This is a genomic window from Modestobacter versicolor, from assembly GCF_014195485.1.
GTDB lineage: Bacteria > Actinomycetota > Actinomycetes > Mycobacteriales > Geodermatophilaceae > Modestobacter > Modestobacter versicolor.
This window is the reverse complement of sequence record NZ_JACIBU010000001.1, coordinates 2,843,202-2,862,228: the sequence shown is the minus strand read 5'-3', so window position 1 is coordinate 2,862,228 and position 19,027 is coordinate 2,843,202. Positions and strand designations below refer to the sequence as shown.

General features: G+C 74.4%; 19 protein-coding genes and 1 tRNA gene. 11 read left to right on the top strand and 9 right to left on the bottom strand.

Annotated features, from left to right (window positions below; translation table 11 throughout):
• Positions 1-2: 2 nt before the first annotated feature.
• From FHX36_RS13975 to FHX36_RS13965, 3 genes are all read right to left on the bottom strand, one after another.
• On the bottom strand, positions 3-701 hold the full coding sequence (locus FHX36_RS13975; RefSeq protein WP_110551053.1) for a trimeric intracellular cation channel family protein: 699 nt from the start codon (positions 699-701) through the stop codon (positions 3-5).
• A gap of 124 nt (positions 702-825) precedes the next feature.
• The gene (locus tag FHX36_RS13970) at positions 826-2,868 is read right to left on the bottom strand and encodes an acyl-CoA dehydrogenase family protein (RefSeq protein ID WP_110551052.1); all 2,043 of its coding nucleotides are present in this window, start codon (positions 2,866-2,868) and stop codon (positions 826-828) included.
• Positions 2,865-3,527, bottom strand: coding sequence for a TetR/AcrR family transcriptional regulator (locus FHX36_RS13965; RefSeq protein WP_258372609.1), 663 nt, complete (start codon positions 3,525-3,527; stop codon positions 2,865-2,867). Before FHX36_RS13965 ends, FHX36_RS13970 begins: the two co-directional genes overlap by 4 nt.
• Before the next feature lie 64 nt (positions 3,528-3,591).
• Here FHX36_RS13965 and FHX36_RS13960 point away from each other — a divergent pair, with 64 nt between their 5' ends.
• From FHX36_RS13960 to FHX36_RS13940, 5 genes are all read left to right on the top strand, one after another.
• Entirely contained in the window at positions 3,592-4,875 is a 1,284-nt protein-coding gene (locus FHX36_RS13960) for an acetyl-CoA C-acetyltransferase (protein WP_110551051.1), read from the top strand.
• A gap of 102 nt (positions 4,876-4,977) precedes the next feature.
• Positions 4,978-6,333: a 3-oxoacyl-ACP reductase gene (locus FHX36_RS13955; RefSeq protein ID WP_183513826.1), complete on the top strand. Its 1,356-nt coding sequence runs from the start codon at positions 4,978-4,980 to the stop codon at positions 6,331-6,333.
• Positions 6,333-7,190: a MaoC/PaaZ C-terminal domain-containing protein gene (locus FHX36_RS13950; protein WP_110551517.1), complete on the top strand. Its 858-nt coding sequence runs from the start codon at positions 6,333-6,335 to the stop codon at positions 7,188-7,190. The genes FHX36_RS13955 and FHX36_RS13950 overlap by 1 nt, the downstream gene beginning before the upstream one ends.
• A gap of 85 nt (positions 7,191-7,275) precedes the next feature.
• On the top strand, positions 7,276-8,169 hold the full coding sequence (locus FHX36_RS13945) for a class E sortase (protein ID WP_181428701.1): 894 nt from the start codon (positions 7,276-7,278) through the stop codon (positions 8,167-8,169).
• Positions 8,170-8,172: 3 nt separating this feature from the next.
• Positions 8,173-8,331, top strand: coding sequence for a hypothetical protein (locus FHX36_RS13940; RefSeq protein WP_181428700.1), 159 nt, complete (start codon positions 8,173-8,175; stop codon positions 8,329-8,331).
• Between the two features lie 47 nt (positions 8,332-8,378).
• Here FHX36_RS13940 and FHX36_RS13935 read toward each other — a convergent pair whose 3' ends face one another.
• Entirely contained in the window at positions 8,379-10,160 is a 1,782-nt protein-coding gene (locus tag FHX36_RS13935; protein ID WP_110551514.1) for a helicase-related protein, read from the bottom strand.
• Positions 10,161-10,352: 192 nt separating this feature from the next.
• On the opposite strand from FHX36_RS13935, the gene FHX36_RS13930 reads away from it, so the two are divergent.
• Both FHX36_RS13930 and FHX36_RS13925 read left to right on the top strand, forming a co-directional pair.
• A tRNA-Ser gene (locus FHX36_RS13930) sits at positions 10,353-10,440 on the top strand.
• Between the two features lie 105 nt (positions 10,441-10,545).
• Positions 10,546-11,571: a GGDEF domain-containing protein gene (locus FHX36_RS13925; protein ID WP_221202886.1), complete on the top strand. Its 1,026-nt coding sequence runs from the start codon at positions 10,546-10,548 to the stop codon at positions 11,569-11,571.
• On the opposite strand, the gene FHX36_RS13920 is transcribed toward FHX36_RS13925, so the two are convergent.
• Genes FHX36_RS13920 through FHX36_RS13910 form a run of 3 tightly spaced genes read right to left on the bottom strand, consistent with a single transcriptional unit; the run spans position 11,568 to position 13,491 of the window.
• Complete coding sequence (locus tag FHX36_RS13920; protein WP_110551512.1) at positions 11,568-12,683, bottom strand: NAD(P)/FAD-dependent oxidoreductase; 1,116 nt, start codon at positions 12,681-12,683, stop codon at positions 11,568-11,570. The genes FHX36_RS13925 and FHX36_RS13920 overlap by 4 nt on opposite strands.
• Before the next feature lie 19 nt (positions 12,684-12,702).
• The gene (locus FHX36_RS13915) at positions 12,703-12,888 is read right to left on the bottom strand and encodes a hypothetical protein (protein ID WP_110551511.1); all 186 of its coding nucleotides are present in this window, start codon (positions 12,886-12,888) and stop codon (positions 12,703-12,705) included.
• 33 nt (positions 12,889-12,921) lie between these two features.
• Entirely contained in the window at positions 12,922-13,491 is a 570-nt protein-coding gene (locus FHX36_RS13910; protein WP_110551510.1) for an LOG family protein, read from the bottom strand.
• 261 nt (positions 13,492-13,752) lie between these two features.
• Between FHX36_RS13910 and FHX36_RS13905 the strand changes: the two genes are divergently transcribed.
• From FHX36_RS13905 to FHX36_RS13895, 3 genes are all read left to right on the top strand, one after another.
• Entirely contained in the window at positions 13,753-14,454 is a 702-nt protein-coding gene (locus FHX36_RS13905; protein WP_110551509.1) for an IclR family transcriptional regulator, read from the top strand.
• 131 nt (positions 14,455-14,585) lie between these two features.
• Complete coding sequence (locus FHX36_RS13900) at positions 14,586-16,274, top strand: PHP domain-containing protein (protein WP_110551508.1); 1,689 nt, start codon at positions 14,586-14,588, stop codon at positions 16,272-16,274.
• On the top strand, positions 16,271-16,837 hold the full coding sequence (locus FHX36_RS13895; protein WP_181428699.1) for a hypothetical protein: 567 nt from the start codon (positions 16,271-16,273) through the stop codon (positions 16,835-16,837). Before FHX36_RS13900 ends, FHX36_RS13895 begins: the two co-directional genes overlap by 4 nt.
• Positions 16,838-16,884: 47 nt before the next feature.
• On the opposite strand, the gene FHX36_RS13890 is transcribed toward FHX36_RS13895, so the two are convergent.
• Together FHX36_RS13890 and FHX36_RS13885 are read right to left on the bottom strand one after the other, a co-directional pair.
• Complete coding sequence (locus tag FHX36_RS13890; RefSeq protein WP_110551507.1) at positions 16,885-17,181, bottom strand: hypothetical protein; 297 nt, start codon at positions 17,179-17,181, stop codon at positions 16,885-16,887.
• 62 nt (positions 17,182-17,243) lie between these two features.
• The gene (locus tag FHX36_RS13885; protein WP_258372636.1) at positions 17,244-17,582 is read right to left on the bottom strand and encodes a VOC family protein; all 339 of its coding nucleotides are present in this window, start codon (positions 17,580-17,582) and stop codon (positions 17,244-17,246) included.
• A 152-nt stretch (positions 17,583-17,734) separates the two neighbouring features.
• Between FHX36_RS13885 and FHX36_RS13880 the strand changes: the two genes are divergently transcribed.
• Complete coding sequence (locus FHX36_RS13880; RefSeq protein WP_110551505.1) at positions 17,735-19,027, top strand: O-acetylhomoserine aminocarboxypropyltransferase/cysteine synthase family protein; 1,293 nt, start codon at positions 17,735-17,737, stop codon at positions 19,025-19,027.

Sequence of the window (19,027 nt, the reverse complement as noted above, 5' to 3'; positions counted from 1 at the left end):
GGTCAGCGCCGCCGGCGGCGCCGCACGGTGCGGGACACCAGCCGGCTGCGCGCCCGCTGCGGCAGGTCGACGGCGACCGGGGCCTCCCACCCGCGCCACACCGACAGCACCCGCAGCGCGGAGACCAGCACGATCGTGATCGCCGCGACCGGCAGCGGGGGCATGCCCAGCGGCCCGGCGAGGACGCTGAGCACCGTCGCACCGATCAGCGCGGCGACCGCGTTGTAGGGCCCGGGCTGCACGATGTCGGCCCGCTGGGCGAGCAGCACGTCGCGGATCACCGCGCCGCCGACCGCGGTCAGGGTGCCGATGAAGACGACCGAGGCGCTGGGCAGCCCGGCCAGCTGGGCCTTCTGCGCGCCGATGACGGTGAAGAAGCCGAGGGTGACGGCGTCCAGCACCACGAGCAGGCCGGTCAGCCGGGACAGCCAGCCGGAGAAGTAGAAGGTGACCGCCGCGGTCACCGCCACGGTGGGCAGGTAGGCGGGGTTGGTCAGCGCGACCGGCGGGCCGTCGGCGAGCAGCACGTCGCGGATCAGCCCGCCGCCCAGCCCGGTGCTCACCGCCAGCAGCAGCACGCCGGAGACGGCGAAGCCCTCCCGGGCGGCGAGCAGCCCACCGGTGAGCGCACCGATCACGATCGCGGTCAGGTCGACCGCGCCGGGCACCCTCAGCGCCTCGCCCACCGCCACGACGTCCACGACCGCAGATCATCCCGGACCCTGGTGACGTGCTGGAACGGCCCTGCTGCAGGGGCCCGACGCCCGGCCCCGTCCAGAGGCTCGCCCCGAGCCTGCGAGGGGTGAGGAGGACGGGGTCCTTCGACTACTGGGCGGGAGCCATCTCCAGGGCCGTCGCGGTCGCGGTTGCCTGCGGCTCGGCGCCGCGGGCGCGCAGCGTCGCGTCGTGCGCCGCCATGGCCTCCTGGCGGGCCGGCTCCTCGGCGACGATCGCGCAGTTCAGCCACGCCTCCGGGATGGCGAAGGCGTCGACCAGCGTGCGCATGTGCGGGCGCAGCTCCTTGAGCAGGTCGTTCACCGCACCGGTCAGCGCCTTGGCCCGGGTCGGGGTGAGCCGGCCGTGCTCGAGGAACCAGCCCTTGTGCTCCTCGATCGTCGACAGCGCGTACAGGTCGCACACCCGGCCCAGCAGCGCCCGGGCGGCCGGGTCGGTGGTGCGCTCGATGCCGGCGACGAAGGCCTCCAGCACGATCCGGTCGATGTGCGCCTCGGCGGTCGCGAGCACGTGGTCCTGGACGTCGTTGAAGATGTCGAACGGCTTGATGCCCTTGGTCGCCGCGCCCCGGCGGAGCCGCTTGATCGCGCCGTCCAGCACGTGCTTCTCGCGGTCCTCGAAGGCCTTCAGCTGCCAGCCGCGGTCGGTGAACGCGACGTCGTCGTCCCGGCCCGGGACGGCGTCGACCAGCCGCTGGATCAGGCCGCGGGCGGCGGTGCGCTCGAGCACGGTCTCCCGCACCTGCTCGGCGACGAACGCGGCCTTGCCCCAGCCGTCGAGCGAGCCGAACGCGTCGCGGTAGCCGGTGAGCAGGCCCTTGGCGACCAGCTGCAGCAGCACCGTGTTGTCGCCCTCGAAGGTGGTGAAGACGTCGGTGTCGGCCTTGAGCGCGGGCAGCCGGTTCTCCGCCAGGTAGCCGGCCCCGCCGCAGGCCTCGCGGGCCAGCTGGATGGTCCGGGTGGCGTGCCAGGTGTTGGCCACCTTCAGCCCGGCGGCGCGGGACTCCAGCTCGCGCTGCGCGGCCTCGTCGACGTCCCCGGTGCTCTGCACGTCGTGCATGGTCGAGACAAGCTCCTCCTGCGCGAAGTGCAGGGCGTAGGTCTTGGCCAACGCGGGCAGCAGCTTGCGCTGGTGCACCAGGTAGTCGTTGATCACGATCTCCCGGTCCTCACCGGGGGCGGCGAACTGGCGGCGGGTGTCGCCGTACCGGACGGCGATCTCCAGCGCGAGCTTGGTCGCCGAGCCGGCCGAGCCGCCGACGCTCACCCGGCCGCGGACCAGCGTGCCGAGCATGGTGAAGAAGCGGCGGGTCTCGTTCTCGATGGACGAGGTGTACGTGCCGTCGGGGGCGACCTGGCCGTAGCGGTCCAGCAGCATGTCCCGCGGCACGGTGACGTGGTCGAAGGTCAGCCGGCCGTTGTCGACGCCGTTGAGCCCCGCCTTGGGGCCGTCGTCGCCGATGGTGACGCCGGGCACCGGGCGCCCCTGCTCGTCGCGGATCGGCACCAGGAAGGCGTGCACGCCGCGGCCCTCGCCCTGGGTGACCAGCTGGGCGAAGACGACCGCCATCCGGCCGTCCTTGGCCGCGTTGCCGATGTAGTCCTTGCGGGCGGCCTGGTGCGGGGTGTGCAGGTCGAAGGTCTCGGTGGCCGGGTCGTAGGTGCACGTCGTGCGCAGCTGCTGGACGTCGGAACCGTGGCCGGTCTCGGTCATCGCGAAGCAGCCGGGCAGGGCGAAGCTCATGATGTCGGGCAGGTAGGCGTCGTGCTGCCGCTCGCTGCCCAGCGCCTGCACCGCACCGCCGAACAGGCCCCACTGGACGCCGGCCTTCACCATCAGCGACAGGTCGCCGAACGCCAGCATCTCGATCGCGGTGACCGACCCGCCGGCGTCCGCGGAGCCGCCGTACTGCTCGGGGAAGCCGAGGGCCACCCGGCCGGTGGCGGCGAGCTTGGCCGACAGCGCGGTGACCCGCTCGCGGGCCTCGGCCACCGACTCGCCGTAGACCGGGGCGTACTCCGGGTCGCCGAGCTGCTCGCGGGCGTCGCGGCGCACGTGCGCCCAGCGGCCGTCGAGGACCTCCTGGATGCGCGCGGGGTCGACCGGGCCCAGGGGCGTGGGGGTGCTGGTCATGACTTCTCCTCCGGGGTGGTCGGTGGTGCCGGGGTCACGACGCCGGACAGGCCTGCCCAGGCGAGGTCGGTGAGGTGGGTGGCGAGCTGGGCGCGCGGCATCGGGCGGTCGGCCCGCAACCACCAGTCGGCGGCGGCGCGGACGAGGCCGATCACGCCGTGGCCCCACGGGGCGGCCGGCGCGGGGTCCTGCCCGGCGCGGGTGAGGAACCCGGCGACCAGGCTGCCCACCTCGGCGCCCACCAGGTCGGACAGGCTGCTGATCGGGTCGCTGCCGTCGTCACCGGCGGGGGAGTGGGTGACGACGAAGCGGTAGACCGCCGGGTCGGCCTCCAGGAAGGCCAGGTAGGTGTCGACGGCGGCCGCCACCATCTGCCGCGGGTCGGAGCTGCTGCCCATCGCCTCGCGGAGCTTGCGGGTGAGCTGCTCGGCCACCCGGGAGCAGACGGCGACGTAGAGCTCGCTGCGGTCGGCGAAGTGCCGGTAGACGACGGTCTTGCTGGTGCCGGCCTCGGCGGCGATCTCCTCCATCCCGACCCCGGCCCCGTGCTTGCCGACCGCGGCGAGGGTGGCGTCGACCAGCTGCTCCCGGCGGACGCGGCGGTGCTCGTCCCACCGGGAGTCCCGCCGGTCGCGCGGGGTCACCGTCTCGGCTTTCACGTGACCGACGGTACCTGATACTCTCAGTACCGAGCAACGCGACCACCCCCACCGGAGGACCCCGATGGCACCGCAGACCCGCAAGGCCGCGATCGTCGGCGGCAACCGCATCCCCTTCGCCCGCAGCGGCACCGCCTACGCCCGCGCGAGCAACCAGGACATGCTCACCGCCACGCTCGACGGGCTCGTCGCCCGCTTCGGGCTGCAGGGCCAGGCGGTCGGCGAGGTCGTGGCCGGCGCCGTCCTCAAGCACTCCCGCGACTTCAACCTGACCCGGGAGAGCGTGCTGGGCTCCCGGCTGTCGGCCAGCACGCCGGCCTACGACGTCCAGCAGGCCTGCGGCACCGGGCTGGAGGCCGCCGTCCTGGTCGCGAACAAGATCGCGCTGGGCCAGATCGAGTCGGGCATCGCCGGCGGCGTCGACACCACCTCCGACGCCCCGCTCGCGGTGAACGAGGACCTGCGGCGCGTGCTGATCAGCCTGAACGGCGCGAAGACCCTGCAGCAGCGGCTCAAGGCGCTGGCCGGCATCCGCCCCGGCCAGCTGGTGCCGGAGATCCCGCGCAACGCCGAGCCGCGCACCGGCCTGGCGATGGGCGACCACGCCGCGATCACCGCGCAGGAGTGGGAGATCGGCCGCGAGGAGCAGGACGAGCTCGCCGTCCGCTCGCACCAGAACCTGGCCGCCGCCTACGACCGGGGCTTCTTCGACGACCTGGTCACCCCCTACCTGGGCCTGGCCCGGGACAACAACCTGCGGCCGGACTCCTCGCTGGAGAAGCTCGCGAAGCTCAAGCCGGTGTTCGGCACGGGGGAGGGGGCCACGATGACGGCGGGCAACTCCACCCCGCTGACCGACGGCGCCTCCGCGGTGCTGCTGGCCTCCGACGAGTGGGCCGCCGAGCACGACCTGCCGGTGCTCGCCCACCTCGTCGACGCGCAGACCGCCGCCGTCGACTACGTGCACGGCGGCGAGGGCCTGCTGATGGCCCCGGTCTACGCCGTCCCGGTGCTGCTGGCCCGCAACGGCCTGACCCTGCAGGACTTCGACTACTACGAGGTCCACGAGGCCTTCGCCTCCACGGTGCTCGCGACGTTGAAGGCCTGGGAGGACGCCGCGTACTGCAAGGAGAAGCTGGGCCTGGACGCGCCGCTGGGCTCGATCGACCGGTCGAAGCTCAACGTCAACGGCTCGTCGCTGGCGGCCGGCCACCCGTTCGCCGCGACCGGCGGCCGGATCGTGGCGAGCCTGGCCAAGCAGCTGCACGCCGCGGGCCCGGGCAAGCGCGGGCTGATCTCCATCTGCGCCGCCGGCGGCCAGGGCGTCGTCGCCGTCCTCGAGTCCTGACCCCACCCACCCCCCGGCACTTCTCCGCGCACAACCCCCCGCGGTTTCGCGCGCACAACCCCCCGCGGTTTCGCGCGCGAAAGTGCACCTGGAAGGACACCCATGAGCGACTGGTACCGCGACTTCGCCAACTCCGGCGTCGGCACGACGATCACCAAGAACCTCGGCCTGCCCCGGCCCGCGGTGCTGCGCCGCTACGAGCCCGGCCAGCCGCTGCTGCCCGGCCCGGTCGTGGTCGGCTCGGCGGGCGAGGGCCGGTTGCGCACCGAGGTCACCGAGCTGCTCTCCGACGCCGGGGTCACCGTGGTCTCGCCGGTGGCCGCCGACGGGGGAGGCGACGGCGAGCGGTTCGGCGCCGTGGTGCTGGACGCCACCGGGCTCACCGGCCCGGCCGACCTGGCCAGCGCGCACGACTTCCTCGCCCCGGCGGTCAAGCGGCTGCGGCCCTCCGGCCGGGTGCTGGTGCTGGCCGACCCGCCCGCCGAGGCGTCGTCCCCGGCCCAGGCCGCCGCCCGCCAGGCGGTGGACGGACTGGTCCGCTCGCTCGGCAAGGAGCTGCTCGACGGGTCGACGGCGAACCTGGTGCTCGTGCCGGTCGGCGCCGAGGGCTCGCTGGCCGGCCCGCTGCGCTTCTTCCTGTCCGGCCGCTCGGCCTACGTCGACGGCCAGGTGCTCACCCTCGCCCCGGCCGACCTTCCCGGCGGTGAGGACGTCGACCGCCCGCTGGCCGGCAAGGTCGCCGTCGTCACCGGCGCGGCCCGCGGCATCGGCGCGGCCATCGCCCGGGTGCTGGCCCGCGACGGCGCCCACGTGGTGGCCGTCGACGTCCCGGCCGCCGGTCAGTCGCTGGCCGAGGTCGCCAACGAGGTCGGCGGGACGGCGCTGCAGCTGGACATCACCGCCGCCGACGCGCCGCAGCGGCTGGTCACGCACCTGCGCGAGCGGCACGGCGGGGTGGACGTCGTGGTGCACAACGCCGGCATCACCCGGGACAAGCTGCTGGTCAACATGGACGCCGCCCGCTGGAACTCGGTGATGGCGGTGAACCTGCAGGCGCAGCTGGACATCACCGCGGCGCTGCTGGCCGCCGACGGCGTGCTGAACGCCGACGCCCGGGTGGTCTGCGTGAGCTCGCAGTCCGGGATCGCCGGCAACCGCGGGCAGACCAACTACGCGGCGTCCAAGGCCGGGATCATCGGCATGGTGCGTTCCTGGGCGCCGGAGTTCGCCGGTCGCGGCGCCACGATCAACGCCGTCGCCCCGGGGTTCATCGTCACCGAGATGACGGCGAAGATGCCGTTCGGCACCCGCGAGGTGGGCTCCCGGATCAACTCGCTGCAGCAGGGCGGGCTGCCGGTCGACGTCGCCGAGACGATCGCCTGGCTCTCCCAGCCGGGCAGCGGCGGCGTGAACGGCCAGGTCGTGCGGGTGTGCGGCCAGTCGATGCTGGGGGCGTGATGACCAGGACGGTGCTCACCGAGCCGCCGGCCATGCCGGCGCTGTTCGCTCGGGCCGCGCTCACCGCGCGCGGCCGGGGTGGTGCGCTGCCGGACACCCGGCTGGCCCGCGAGGCCGTGGCGGTCGACCCGGCCGACCTCGCCGGGTACGCCCGGGTCTGCCGGTTCCCGCTCACCGATGCGCTGCCGGTCACCTTCCCGCACGTGCTGGCGTTCCCGCTGCAGGTCGCGCTGATGACCGACCGCTCGTTCCCGCTCGCCCTGCCCGGGCTGGTGCACGTGCGCAACCGCATCGAGGTGGAGCGGCCGATCGGGGCGGGCGAGGCGCTGGACCTGGAGGTCTGGGCCGAGCGCTTCGCGACCCACCGGAGCGGCGCCACCGTCGACCTGTGCGCAACGGTCTCCACCGGTGGCGCCGAGGTGTGGCGCGGCCGGTCGACCTACCTGGCCCGCGGCGCCCAGGCCCCCGACGGCGCCCCCGAGTCCGACGTCGACGTGCGGGTCGGCGAGGTGGACCGGGTGTCGGCGGAGTGGCGGGTGCCCGACGACGCCGGCCGCCGGTACGCCAAGGTCTCCGGCGACGTGAACCCGATCCACCTGTCCGGGCTGACCGCCAAGGCGTTCGGGTTCAAGCGGGCCATCGCGCACGGCATGTGGGTGAAGGCGCGCGCGCTGGCGGCGCTGTCCGGCCGGCTGCCCGACGCGGTCACCGTGGACGTCGCCTTCCGCAAGCCGCTGTTCCTGCCCTCGACGGTGACCCTGTCGACCGCGGAGGTCCGGCCGGACGGTTGGGACCTCGCCGTCCGCAACCTGCGCACCGCGACCGAGCACCTGGTCGGCACGGTCCGTCGCGGCTGACCTCACGCAGCCGCCCACGTCCCTCGCCTAGCATCGCCGGGAGCGCCGCGCGGGGCTGCGCGGCACGAGGACACCGGGGGAGCGCATGACCAACCCGGACGACGCCGACTCCACCCAGCGCTGGGCGCGGGTGCCGGCCGACGAGGTGCCGCCGCCGCGGCCGGCCGGTGCCCACCGGGCCGCGGAGGTGGCGGTGGACGAACCGCCGACGGTGCAGGAGCCGGCCGCGCGCCCGCGCGACCCCGCCTGGCAGGTGGTGGTGCGCGGTCTCGGCGAGCTGATGGTCACCGCGGGGCTGATCCTGCTGCTGTTCGTCGTCTACGAGCTCTACGTCACCGACCTGCTCAACGACCGCAAGCAGGACCAGCTCGCCGACCAGATCCAGGAGCAGTGGGCCGACACCGAGCCGGCACCGGTGGGCGAGCCGCTGCCCCCGCCGGTCGCACCGCCGGTGGGTGAGCCGCTCGCCGTCCTGCACATCCCGCGGCTGGGCGACGACTACGCGAAGGTCGTGCTGGAGGGCACCGACGAGGGCCAGCTCCGCGAGGGCCCGGGGCACTACGTCGGGACGGCGCTGCCCGGCCAGCCGGGCAACCTGGCGATCGCCGGGCACCGGGTGGGCAAGGGCTCACCGTTCCTGGACGCCGACGACCTGGTGCCCGGTGACCCGATCGTGGTCGAGACCGCCGACAGCTGGTTCGTCTACCGGGTGCTGGGCGACCCGGCCACCGGCGACTACACGACCGACCCGAGCGGGGTGCCGGGGCAGCAGATCGTCACGCCGACCGACGTCTCGGTCATCGCTCCGGTGCCGGGTGCCCCCGAGACCGTGTCCGACGGCACCGCGTACCTGACCCTGACCACCTGCCACCCGCGGTACTCCGCCCGGCAGCGGCTCATCGTGCACGCCGTCCTGGAGGGCGGACCGGTCAGCAAGGCCGACGCGCCCGACGGCCCGCCCGCACTCCAGGAGGACTGACCCGTGTACGGCTGGATCTGGCGGCACCTGCCCGGCAACACCGCGAGCCGGGCCGCGCTGGCCCTCGTGCTGGTGCTCGCCGTCGTGGCGCTGCTGCTGTTCGTCGTCTTCCCGTGGGTCGAGCCGCGGCTGCCGTTCAACGACGTGACGGTCGACCAGTAGGAGACCCCGCCGCCGGGCAGCGGGGCCGTTCGACGGGGCGTGCGCGGTCAGCGACCGCTGCGGCTGGGGCGGCGCCCCTGGCGGGCGCCGGAGCGGGAGCCCGGACGCCGGGAGCCGCGGCCGGCGGCGTCCCGCGGTGCGGCGCCGCGGCCGGGGCCACGGGTGCTGCACGGCCGGCAGGTGGTGAACCACGGGGCGATCGCCGTCCCGCAGTCGGTGCACTTGCCGGACCGGCCGAGCGAGATCGCGCCCGGCAACATCTCGGTGATGGTCTCGGAGCACTCCTCCTCGACCCAGGCGGCGTCGTCGCTGGTCAGCCCGGCGACGCCGGGGAACTGGCGGAGCAGGGTCTGCGCGTCGCGCGCGGCGGCGGCGGTCTGCTCGAACTCCTCGACGCTCCCGCCCACCGGCAGGTCGGGCAGGACCGTCTCCGGCGGCACCGGGATGCCGACCGCGTGCTGCAGCGCGGCCTTGGCCAGCACCAGCCAGCGGGTGCGCCGCGGCGGGTTGTAGTCGATGGCCAGGTTGACCAGCCGCCAGACGGTGTCCAGGTCGCCGGCCGCGCCGAGCGGGCCCTTCAGCAGCGGCAGCAGGGCGTGCACCCGCAGCACGAGGCTGGTGACGTCGTCGGCGGTCATCGCCTGGTCGCGGGTCGCGGCCCGGGCCCACGCCATCCAGCGGGTGAGCGCCTCGGGCAGGTCGACCGCCTCGTGGGCACCCAGGTCCTCGAGCTCGGGGCGGAGCCGGGGCGCGCGCTTGGGCAGGTCGCTCATCTCGTCGCCGCGGGCCACCGCGGCACCGGCGCCGACCAGCGCACCGACCGGCTTCATCCCGCTGATGCCGATGAGGATGCCGACCTGGCCGTGCCCGGTGAGGCCGTACCGGCCGGCGCGGCCGGCGATCTGGGCGACCTCCCAGGTGCGCAGCGGCCGCAGCTCCTGGCCGTCGAACTTGGTGGTGTCGGCGAACAGCACGGTGGTGGCCGGCACGTTGATGCCGTGGCCGATGACGTCGGTGGTGACCAGCACGTCGAGCTCACCGGTGGTGAACCGCTCGATCACGTCGCGGCGGGTGGCCGGCGGCAGGGCGCCGTACAGGACGCCGACCTTGCCGGGGCGGTGCTGGTCGAGCTCGGCGGCGACGGCGTAGACCGACTTGCGGGAGAACGCGACGACCAGGGTCTGCGGGCGGACGCCGTCGGGCCGGACCGGGCCCTTGAGGACGTCGAGCCGGGACAGCCGCTTGTGGTTGACGACCTCGATGTGCTCGGCGTCGGCGACCAGCGGCCGGAGCACCAGGTAGGCCTCGGCCGCCGAGATCAGGTGCATCTCGCGGTACTCGCCGGTGAGCAGCAGCCGGGCCCAGTGGTGGCCGCGGTCGGGGTCGGTGACCCAGTGCGACTCGTCCAGGACCAGCAGCTCGCCGCGGTCGGGGGCCTTCTCGACGGTGCAGCAGACGATCGGCGCGAACGGGTCGATCTCCTCCTCGCCGGTCGACAGGCCGACGGTGCCCGCCGGGAGCTGGGCGGAGAGCTTGGCGTAGGCCTCGTGCGCCAGCTGGCGCAGCGGCGCGGCGTAGACGCCCGAGCCGGTGGCGGCCAGCGCCTGCAGCGAGTCGTAGGTCTTGCCGGAGTTGGTGGGGCCGAGGTGAAAGAAGACCTTCTCGGGGCGGGTCGCCCGGGTGGGCAGCTCGGGGGCGGCGCCGTCGACCCAGATCTGCTGGGCGCGCTTCTCGTCGCGGGCGGCGGTCCGGTCGGCGTCGCGGGCGGCGGTCTGGCGTGCGGCGCTGCGCTCACGGCGACGTGCGGGGCCTTGCTGCGGGACTGTCACAGACAGGGGGTGTCCTTCGCTGAGGGATCAGGCGGTGGGAGGTCGACGCGCGCGTGCGCGGACCATCGCTCGGTTGGAACACCGCCAGCGCCCCCATCATGCCCTAGTGGGGCCTCGGGGCGCTGTGGTCTGGGCCTCGTGCCCCGTCCTGGGGAGCAGGTGGCCCGTGGGGCGCTAGCCTTTCGGGCGCCAGGAGGGCTCGCCTAGTGGCCGATGGCGGCGGTCTTGAAAACCGCTAGGGGTTCACAGCTCCTCGTGGGTTCGAATCCCACGCCCTCCGCAGTCGATCGACCGGGTCTCACCCGTAGGGGTCGGTCCGGATTCGGTTGCGCCCCAGCAATCTCCCGGGGATGCCGAAGACCAGTGGGTGCAGATCACCGGGTCGATGAGGGCGCGTGACCCTCGAGCAGCAGCCAGGACCGCCGTCCTGGTGCTGCTGGTCTGCGCCGTCACGATGCTGGTCTTCTCGCTGTTCGGCCCGAACGCCGTCACCACGACGGGCACGATCGCCTCCTGGGTCACCGCCGTCGTGCTCGGCTTCCTCGCGCTGGCCTACCAGCTGTCCACCCCGGAGACGATCGACCGCCGCGGCGGCTACGTGCTGATCGCCGTCATCGGCGCGCTCCTGTGCTGCCTGATGAACTGGATCACCGAGGACCCCTCGGCCGGCGCCCAGGCGTTCCTCGCCTTCCCCGTGCTCTGGGCCGGGGTGAACCTCCGCCGGTCCGCGGTCGCGCTGGTCACCGCCGTCGCGATCACCGGTGACGCCGTGGTGCTGTTCCACCTCGAGCCCCTGGGCCACGCGATCAGCGACCTCAGCTTCTTCGGCGCCGTGCTCGCCGTCATGGCGGTGATGCTGGTCCGCTCCGCCGAGACCCACGACCGCCTCGTGGTCCTGCTGCAGACCCAGGCCACCACCGACTCGCTCACCGGCCTGGTCAACCGCCGGGTGCTCGACGAGGCGATGGGCCGGGCGCTCACCACCCAGCTCGCACCGCTGGGCACCGCCCTGGTGCTGGTGGACGTCGACTCCTTCAAGGCCATCAACGACCAGCACGGCCACCCCGTCGGCGACGACGCCCTGGCGCACATCGCCGGCGTGCTGCGCGCCGTGGTCCGCGCCGGGGACGCCGTGCTCAGCCGGATGGGCGGCGACGAGCTCGCCGTCCTGCTGCCCGACTGCCCGTCCGACGTCGCCGTCCGGCGCGCCACCGAGGTGCTGGACGCCGTCCGGTCCTCCCCGCTCGTGCTGCCCGACGGCAGCCTGCTGGCGATCTCGGTCAGCCTCGGGGTCGCGCACGCCCCGTCGCACGCCGTCGGCCTGGAGGAGCTGTACGCCGCGGCCGACGCCGCCCTCTACACCGCCAAGCGCGCCGGCCGGGGCCGCGTCGAGGTCGCCCGCGTGCCCTAGCGGACCCGGCGCACCGTGGCAGCCAGCGTGCGGGCGGTCAGCCGGCCGTCGGCCAGGCCCAGCGCCACGACGTCGTCGAAGACCCGCTGGTCCTCGGTCGCCGCGCGGACGGCGGCGTCCATCAGCACCGGCCACCGGCTCAGCTGCGAGGCGAGCCCCGACGACCGCAGGTGCGCCCCGAGGCGCCGGCGCAGCAGCCGCCGGTGCACCTGCCCGGCCTGCGCACCGTGCGCCGACGCGGCACCGGCCAGCGCGCCGGACAGCACGGCGTAGAAGATGCCCTCGCCGGTCAGCGGGTTGATCAGCGACTGCGCGTCCCCGGCCAGCAGCACCCGCCCGTCGGGCAGCCTCGGCCGCCCGGTCGACAACGGCAGCCGGTGCGCCCGCAGATCGCCCGGCTCGACGCCGGGCAGCAGCCGGTGCAGCCCGGCGACCAGTTCCGCACGAGTCACCCCGGCGGACACCAGCTCGCCGTAGCCCACGTTGGCCCGGCCGTCGCCCAGCGGGAACGACCAGGCGTAGGCCGGCCAGCGCTGCTCGGTCGTCGTCACCACCTGCACGCCCTCGGCACCCGCCGGCACCGGCGCGTAGCCGCGGATCGCGACGGCCAGCCGGTCCGGCGCGTTGGGCGCGATGCCCAGCGCGCGCCGGACGACGGACTCCGCGCCGTCCGCACCCACCAGCACCGGCGCCGTGAACCGGCCGTCGACCTCGACGTGCGTGGGGTGGACGGCGATCGAGCGCACGGTGTGCCGCTGGAACCGCACCCCGCCGGCCAGCACCTGCGCCAGCAACCGCCCGTCCAGCACCGCCCGGGGCACCACCACGGAGGGCCGGTGGGTCGTCCGCTCGACCGTCGTCCCGCGCGGGCCCTGCAGGCGCAGCCGCGGCACGGCCGGGAAGCCGTCGGTCAGCGCCGGGACGTCGATCCCCAGGCCGCCCAGGACGTCGAGCGCCTCGGGGGCGATGCCGTCGCCGCACACCTTGTCGCGCGGGAATCCGGCGCGGTCGAGCACCAGGACGTCGGCGTCCGGCCGCGCCCGGCGGACCGCGGCCGCGCAGGCGGCACCCGCCGGGCCACCACCCACCACGACGACGTCCGCGTGCTCCACGCCGCGAACGGTAGGCGGGTCAGGTGTTCTCGGCCGGGTCCGGGCTGCTGCCGCCGTCCTGGCTGCAGTTCTGGTCCTGCGAGTTGGTGTCGCCGCCGTCGCAGTTGGTCTCGCCGCGCTGCAGGTCGGTGTTGCTGCCGGCGCAGCCGGTGAGCGCGGTCGTGCCGGCGATGGCGAGAGCGGCGAGGGTGGTCTTCAGTCGCATGCGGACCCGGTGCCCACCTCTGGTGCCCGGCAATCAGGCGGCCGGTGGCGTCCACTTCCGGGCCGGGTGCTGATAGCCGTCGACGAAGGCGAGCAGCTCCGCGGCGTCGTGCACCACGCCGAGCGCCTCGAGCCGGTTGGCGGCCAGGTAGCCGTCGTCGACCATCCGGCGCAGCTGGTCGAGCTGCGGCTGCCAGAAGCCCTCGACGTCCAGGAACGCCGTCGGCTTGGCGTGCAGCCCGAGCATCCCCCAGGTCCAGGCCTCGAAGAGCTCCTCCAGCGTGCCGGCGGCGCCGGGCAGGGCGACGAAGGCGTCGGCGAGGTCGGCCATCACCGCCTTGCGCTCGTGCATCGTCTGCACGACCTCGAGCCGGGGGAGGCCGCGGTGCGCCACCTCGTCGTCGACCAGGTGCTGCGGGATCACGCCGACCACCTCGCCACCGGCGGCCAGCGCCGCGTCGGCGACGACGCCCATCAGGCCGACGTCGCCGCCGCCGTAGACGATGCCGACCCCGGCACGGGCCAGGTCGGTGGCGAAGGTGGCGGCGGCGGCCTGGTGGGAGGGCGGCCCGGCCTGGGAGCCGGTGAAGACGGCGATGCGCACGCCGCCGACCCTAGGCAGCCCGCCGGGCCAGGCCGCTCCCGGTCCTCCGGCCCACCGGAATCGGTGCCCGCGGGGTCCCGTCGGGGAGGTTGCACGTGGAACGCTGGCCGGCGAGGAGCGGGCACCGTCGTCCTCTCCTCGTCCGGCGAGGGGAGTGCTGGCGTGCGACACGGGGGCCCTGGAGCGGACGGTCGACCACCGGCACCGACGGCGGCGCGCAGCAGGCCGGCCAGGCGGACGGCGGGCAGCAAGCTGCTCGCGGTGCTGGACGCCTTCACCCGCGAGCGCCGGGCCCTCACGCTGTCGGAGATCGCCCGCGAGATCGACGTCCCGCTGTCGACCGCCCACCGGCTGATCGCCGAGCTGGGCACCTGGGGCGGGCTCGAGCGCGACGCCGACGGGCGCTACCGGGTCGGGCTGCGGTTGTGGGAGCTCGGTGCGCTGGCGCCGCGCGGCCCGGGGCTCCGGGAGGCTGCGCTGCCGTCGATGGAGGACCTCTACGAGGCCACCCACCAGAACGTGCAGCTGGCGGTGCGGGACGGCGCCGAGCTGGTCTTCGTCGAACGGCTGTCCTCCCGGGACGCCGTGGCGGTGCTCACCGAGGTCGGCGGCCGGTTCGCGATGCCGCCCACCGGCGTCGGGCTGGTGCTGCTCGCGCACGCCCCGGCCGCGGTCCAGGAGCAGGTGCTCGCCGCCCCGCTGCACCGGTACACGCACCACACGATCACCGACCCGGGGCGGCTGCGCCGGGTGCTGGCCGAGGTGCGGCGCAGCGGGCTGGCGGTCAGCGACCAGCAGGTCACCGACGGCGCCGTCTCGCTGGCCGCCCCGATCACCGCCGCCGGCACGGTCGTCGCCGCGCTGTCCGTCGTCGTCCCCGGCGACTCCCCGGCCGCCGTCCGGCCGATGGCCCCCGGGGTGCTGGCCGCCGCCCGCACGATCAGCCAGGACCTGACCGGCTGAGCGGCGGCTGTGCGCCGCCGGTGCGTCAGCCCGTTGTTCGCCCGATGCTCTCCTGCGGGTCACCCGCACGTCGGCGCCGTCGAAGCAGAGTCCCTGTGACGGATGCAGCGCGGACGATGTGGGAGCTATCGATGAGCCACGAGCACCACCACCACGGGCACGGCCACGGGCACGACCACCACCACGCCCCCGAGGGCGTCGAGGGCAGCTGGACCGACCCGGAGGCCGACGACCCGTTGTCGGTGTCCCGGCGCGGGTTCCTGGCCACCGCGGCCGTCGTCGCGGGTGCCGCGGCCGGCCTCGGCGGCGCGGCCTCCGGCCTGGGCCAGGGCGTCGCGGCGGCGGGCAACCCGCTGGAGTCGATCAACCCCTACGACGGGCGGTCGATCTTCCTCGCCGGCGACCACCACATCCACACCCAGTACTCGCCCGACGCGCAGTACGAGGTCGAGACGCAGGTCGCCAACGGCAAGAAGTACGGCCTGGACTGGATGGTCATCACCGACCACGGCGGCACCGCGCACCAGAAGCTCTCGATCGACAAGATCACGCCGGAGATCGAGGCCTCCCGCAAGGCCCACAAGGACATGCTGATCTACCAGGGCCTGGAGTGGAACATCCCGGGCGCCGAGCACGCCACGGTGTTCATGCCCCCGGGCCGGTCGACCGTCGACATCCTGAAGGCGTTCGAGGCCGGCTACGACGGCTCGGTGCTCCGCGACCGCGGCGTCACCGGCGACTACGAGCCCTACGCCATCGAGGCGCTGCGCTACCTGGACGGCCAGGTCCGCAACAAGCGCACCGAGATCGCGCTGATGTTCGCCAACCACCCGAGCCGCCAGGGCATCGACTCCCCGCACGAGATCCGCAACTGGCGCGACACCGCCCCCCGCGTCGCGGTCGGCATGGAGGGCGCCCCGGGCCACCAGGCCGCCGGCATCCCGCTGGCCTCCGGTGGCCCCGGCCGGGCCCGCGGCTACTACGACCGCGCCCCGGGCGAGGCCAGCTTCCCCGGCTACCCGCTTGAGTCCTACCGCACCTACGGCGGGTTCGACTGGATGACCGCGACCGTCGGCGGCCTCTGGGACTCCCTGCTGGCCGAGGGCCGGCCGTGGTGGGTCACCGCCACGTCCGACGCGCACCAGGTGTTCCAGGACACCCGGGTGCAGGGCCCGCTGGACTACGAGACCAACGGCACCCGCGGCCCGGCGGTCGAGTCCGGCGCACCGATCAGCACCTACGGCGACTTCTGGCCCGGTCAGTACAGCTCCACCCTGGTCGCGTCGCTGGGCCGCACCTACGTCGACCTGATGAAGGCCCTGCAGTCGGGCAAGGTCATCGCGGTGCACGGCCGGCTCATCGACGGCCTGTTCCTCCGGGTGCGCGGGAGCAAGAACGGCGACGCCCGCGGCGTGACCCTCGGTGGTCGCACCTGGGTGCGCCGCGGCGGTGACGTCGAGGTGCAGATGGTCGTGCAGCTCGCCGGTGGCGAGAACGCGGTCGGCGACCGCCCCCGGGTGGCCAAGGTCGACCTGATCAGCGGGCCGGTGACCGGTGCCGCGGGCGACAAGGACACCTTCACCGCGCCGCAGACGAAGGTCGTCAAGACCTTCGAGGTCAGCCGGAACGCGCGGAACCTGGCGACCTTCACCCACACGTTCAAGAACGTGCAGCAGCCCTTCTACGTGCGCGTGCGCGGCAGCGACGGCAAGCAGCTCGACTCCGCCGGCAACCCGCTCATCGACGTGGTCACCGACGCCGACCCGTGGCAGGACCTCTGGTTCTACGCCAACCCGGTCTTCGTCGACGTCGTCGCGTGACGGCCCGCTGGTGGGCGGGCGTCCCGGGGCCCGACCTCGCCCCGGACGCCCACCTGCTGGCGGCGGTCGACTCGGCGCTGGCCGGGTCCGGTGCCGCGGCGGAGCTGGTCTGCACCACGGTGGACCGCTCCGCCGCGGAACCGCGCACCGGCGTGGCGCTGCGGCTGACCGCCGAGCCGGCCGACGCGGCCGCCACCCGGGCGGCGCTCGCCGGCGCGCTCGGGAGCCCGGTGGTCACGGCGGGCTCCGACGAGGGCCCGGCGCCGGCGCTGCTCGCACTGAGCCAGGCCAGCAGCGGGCTGGCCGGCCGCTGCGTCCGGTTCCCCGGTCAGGACGGCGTCCAGGGCCGGGTGACCGCCGCTGAGCTGGTGGCGGGCACCGCGATCGACGAGGTCGCCGCGCTGGGCGGGCCGGTCGCCGGTGACGCCGTCATCGAGACCGGCGGCTTCCTGCGGCCCACGTGGGAGGGCGGCCGGCTGCGGCTGGTGGTCGAGCAGGCCGCGGGCGGGGTCTTCCAGCCGTTCGAGGTGGAGTTCCCGCACCTGTGCTGCGGCGGCCACTGACCTGACCCGCTCCTCCCGCCGCCCCCGGGCGGCGGGAGGAGCGGGTGTCACACCGCCGGCTGGGCGAAGCCGACCTCGAACGAGGTGATGACCGCCGGGAAGGTCGCGAACACCGCCGCCCGCTCGGGGCTGTCGTTGCAGGCCTTCTCCGCGGCCAGGAAGGCGGCCTCGTCACCGTCGTGGGCGACCGCCCAGGTGAACGTCTGGTGCTCGTGCTCGGCGAGGGCGAACAGCACCCGGAAGCCGAACTGCTCGCGCAGCGGCACGAGGGTGGTGAACCAGGCGGTGAAGTCGGCCATCCGGCCCGGCTCCAGCACGTAGCGGCGCAGCTGCACGGTCTCCATCCGGCCATCCTGCCGGGCCCGGGTGCCCCGGACCCGGCAGTGACCTCAGGACGGAAGGGAGGTCAGGACGGCGGTGCGTAGAACTGCAGGTCGTTGCCCTCGGAGTCCTTGAACGGCGCGATCCGGCCCCACGGGTGGTCGCTGATCCCGCCGGTGAACTCCACGCCCTTGCCCTTCAGCTCCTCGACCTCGGCCTCGATGCCGCCCTCGGGCTGGAAGGTGATGACCGCGCCGCCGTCGGTGGGCTGGGCGCTCTCCCGCGCGTTCAGCCCGATCATCAGGCCGTTCGCGTCGAACTCGCTCCAGTCCTCGGTGGTCTTCTGCTCGGTCAGGCCCAGGGTGTCCCGGTAGAACGCCCGGGCCCGGTCCATGTCCTCGACCGGCACCCACACACTCGCCACGCCACTCGCCACGTCGTCGTCCCTCCATCGCATCCGGTTGTGCACCACCCGTGCCCAGCGACCGCTCCGGGCAACCGCGGTTCCGGGCCGAGCGACCGTGGGCGGAGGAGGGCACACTCGCTCCCGGCAGCACGACCGAGGAGAGGACCACGATGGCCGACCGCACCTGGGGGTTCCGCACCCGAGCGCTGCACGCCGGTGGCGCTCCCGACCCGACCACGGGTGCGCGGGCGGTGCCGATCTACCAGACGACGTCCTTCGTCTTCGAGTCCGCCGACGACGCGGCGAACCTCTTCGCGCTGCAGAAGTACGGCAACGTCTACAGCCGCATCGGCAACCCGACGGTGGCCGCGTTCGAGGAGCGGATGGCCTCCCTGGAGGGCGGCCTGGGGGCGGTGGCCACGTCGTCCGGGCAGTCCGCGGAGTTCCTCACCTTCGCCGCCCTGGCCGGGCAGGGCGACCACATCGTGGCGGCGGCCTCGCTCTACGGCGGCACGATCACCCAGCTCGACGTCACCCTGCGCCGGTTCGGGGTGACCACGACGTTCGTGCGCGGCAACGACCCGGCCGACTTCGCCGCGGCGATCACCGACCGCACCAAGCTGGTGTTCGCCGAGGTGGTGGCCAACCCGGGCAGCGACGTCGCCGACATCGCCGGCCTGGCCGAGGTGGCGCACGCGGCCGGCGTCCCGCTGGTGGTCGACGCGACCACCGCGACGCCGTACCTGTGCCGGCCGATCGAGCACGGCGCCGACATCGTCATCCACTCGGCCACGAAGTTCATCGGCGGCCACGGGACGACGGTCGGCGGCGTGGTCGTCGACGCGGGCACCTTCGACTGGGGCAACGGCCGGTTCCCCGGGATGACCGAGCCCAGCGAGTCCTACGGCGGGATCCGCTGGTGGGACAACTTCGGCGAGTACGGCTTCCTGACCAAGCTGCGCAGCGAGCAGCTGCGCGACGTCGGCGCCACGCTCTCCCCGCACAGCGCCTTCCTGCTCCTGCTCGGGGTGGAGACGCTGCCGCAGCGGATGCGCGAGCACGTCGCCAACGCCCGGCAGGTCGCCGAGTGGCTGGACGCCGACGACCGGGTCGCCTGGGTGCGGTACTCCGGTCTGCCCGGCCACCGCGACCACGCGCTGGCCGAGAGGTACCTGCCGGAGGGGCCCGGGGCGGTGTTCAGCTTCGGCGTGGTCGGCGGCCGGGACGCCGGGCGGCGGTTCATCGAGTCGGTCGAGCTGTGCAGCCACCTGGCCAACATCGGCGACGCCCGCACCCTGGTCATCCACCCCGGCTCGACCACCCACGGGCAGCTGTCGGTCGAGCAGCTGGAGACCGGTGGCGTCTCGCCGGACCTGATCCGCATCTCCGTCGGCCTGGAGGACGTCGAGGACGTGCTCTGGGACCTCGACCAGGCGCTCGCCGCCGCCGTGAAGGAGGCCTGA

Excerpts from the sequence above, each read along its gene's own strand:
- FHX36_RS13955 (WP_183513826.1), top strand. The coding sequence starts at position 4,978 with ATGAGCGACTGGTACCGCGACTTCGCCAACTCCGGCGTCGGCACGACG.
- FHX36_RS13880 (WP_110551505.1), top strand. The coding sequence starts at position 17,735 with ATGGCCGACCGCACCTGGGGGTTCCGCACCCGAGCGCTGCACGCCGGT.
- FHX36_RS13970 (WP_110551052.1), bottom strand. The coding sequence starts at position 2,868 with ATGACCAGCACCCCCACGCCCCTGGGCCCGGTCGACCCCGCGCGCATC.
- FHX36_RS13900 (WP_110551508.1), top strand. The coding sequence starts at position 14,586 with ATGAGCCACGAGCACCACCACCACGGGCACGGCCACGGGCACGACCAC.
- FHX36_RS13915 (WP_110551511.1), bottom strand. The coding sequence starts at position 12,888 with ATGCGACTGAAGACCACCCTCGCCGCTCTCGCCATCGCCGGCACGACC.
- FHX36_RS13890 (WP_110551507.1), bottom strand. The coding sequence starts at position 17,181 with ATGGAGACCGTGCAGCTGCGCCGCTACGTGCTGGAGCCGGGCCGGATG.
- FHX36_RS13925 (WP_221202886.1), top strand. The coding sequence starts at position 10,546 with ATGAGGGCGCGTGACCCTCGAGCAGCAGCCAGGACCGCCGTCCTGGTG.
- FHX36_RS13950 (WP_110551517.1), top strand. The coding sequence starts at position 6,333 with ATGACCAGGACGGTGCTCACCGAGCCGCCGGCCATGCCGGCGCTGTTC.
- FHX36_RS13960 (WP_110551051.1), top strand. The coding sequence starts at position 3,592 with ATGGCACCGCAGACCCGCAAGGCCGCGATCGTCGGCGGCAACCGCATC.
- FHX36_RS13945 (WP_181428701.1), top strand. The coding sequence starts at position 7,276 with ATGACCAACCCGGACGACGCCGACTCCACCCAGCGCTGGGCGCGGGTG.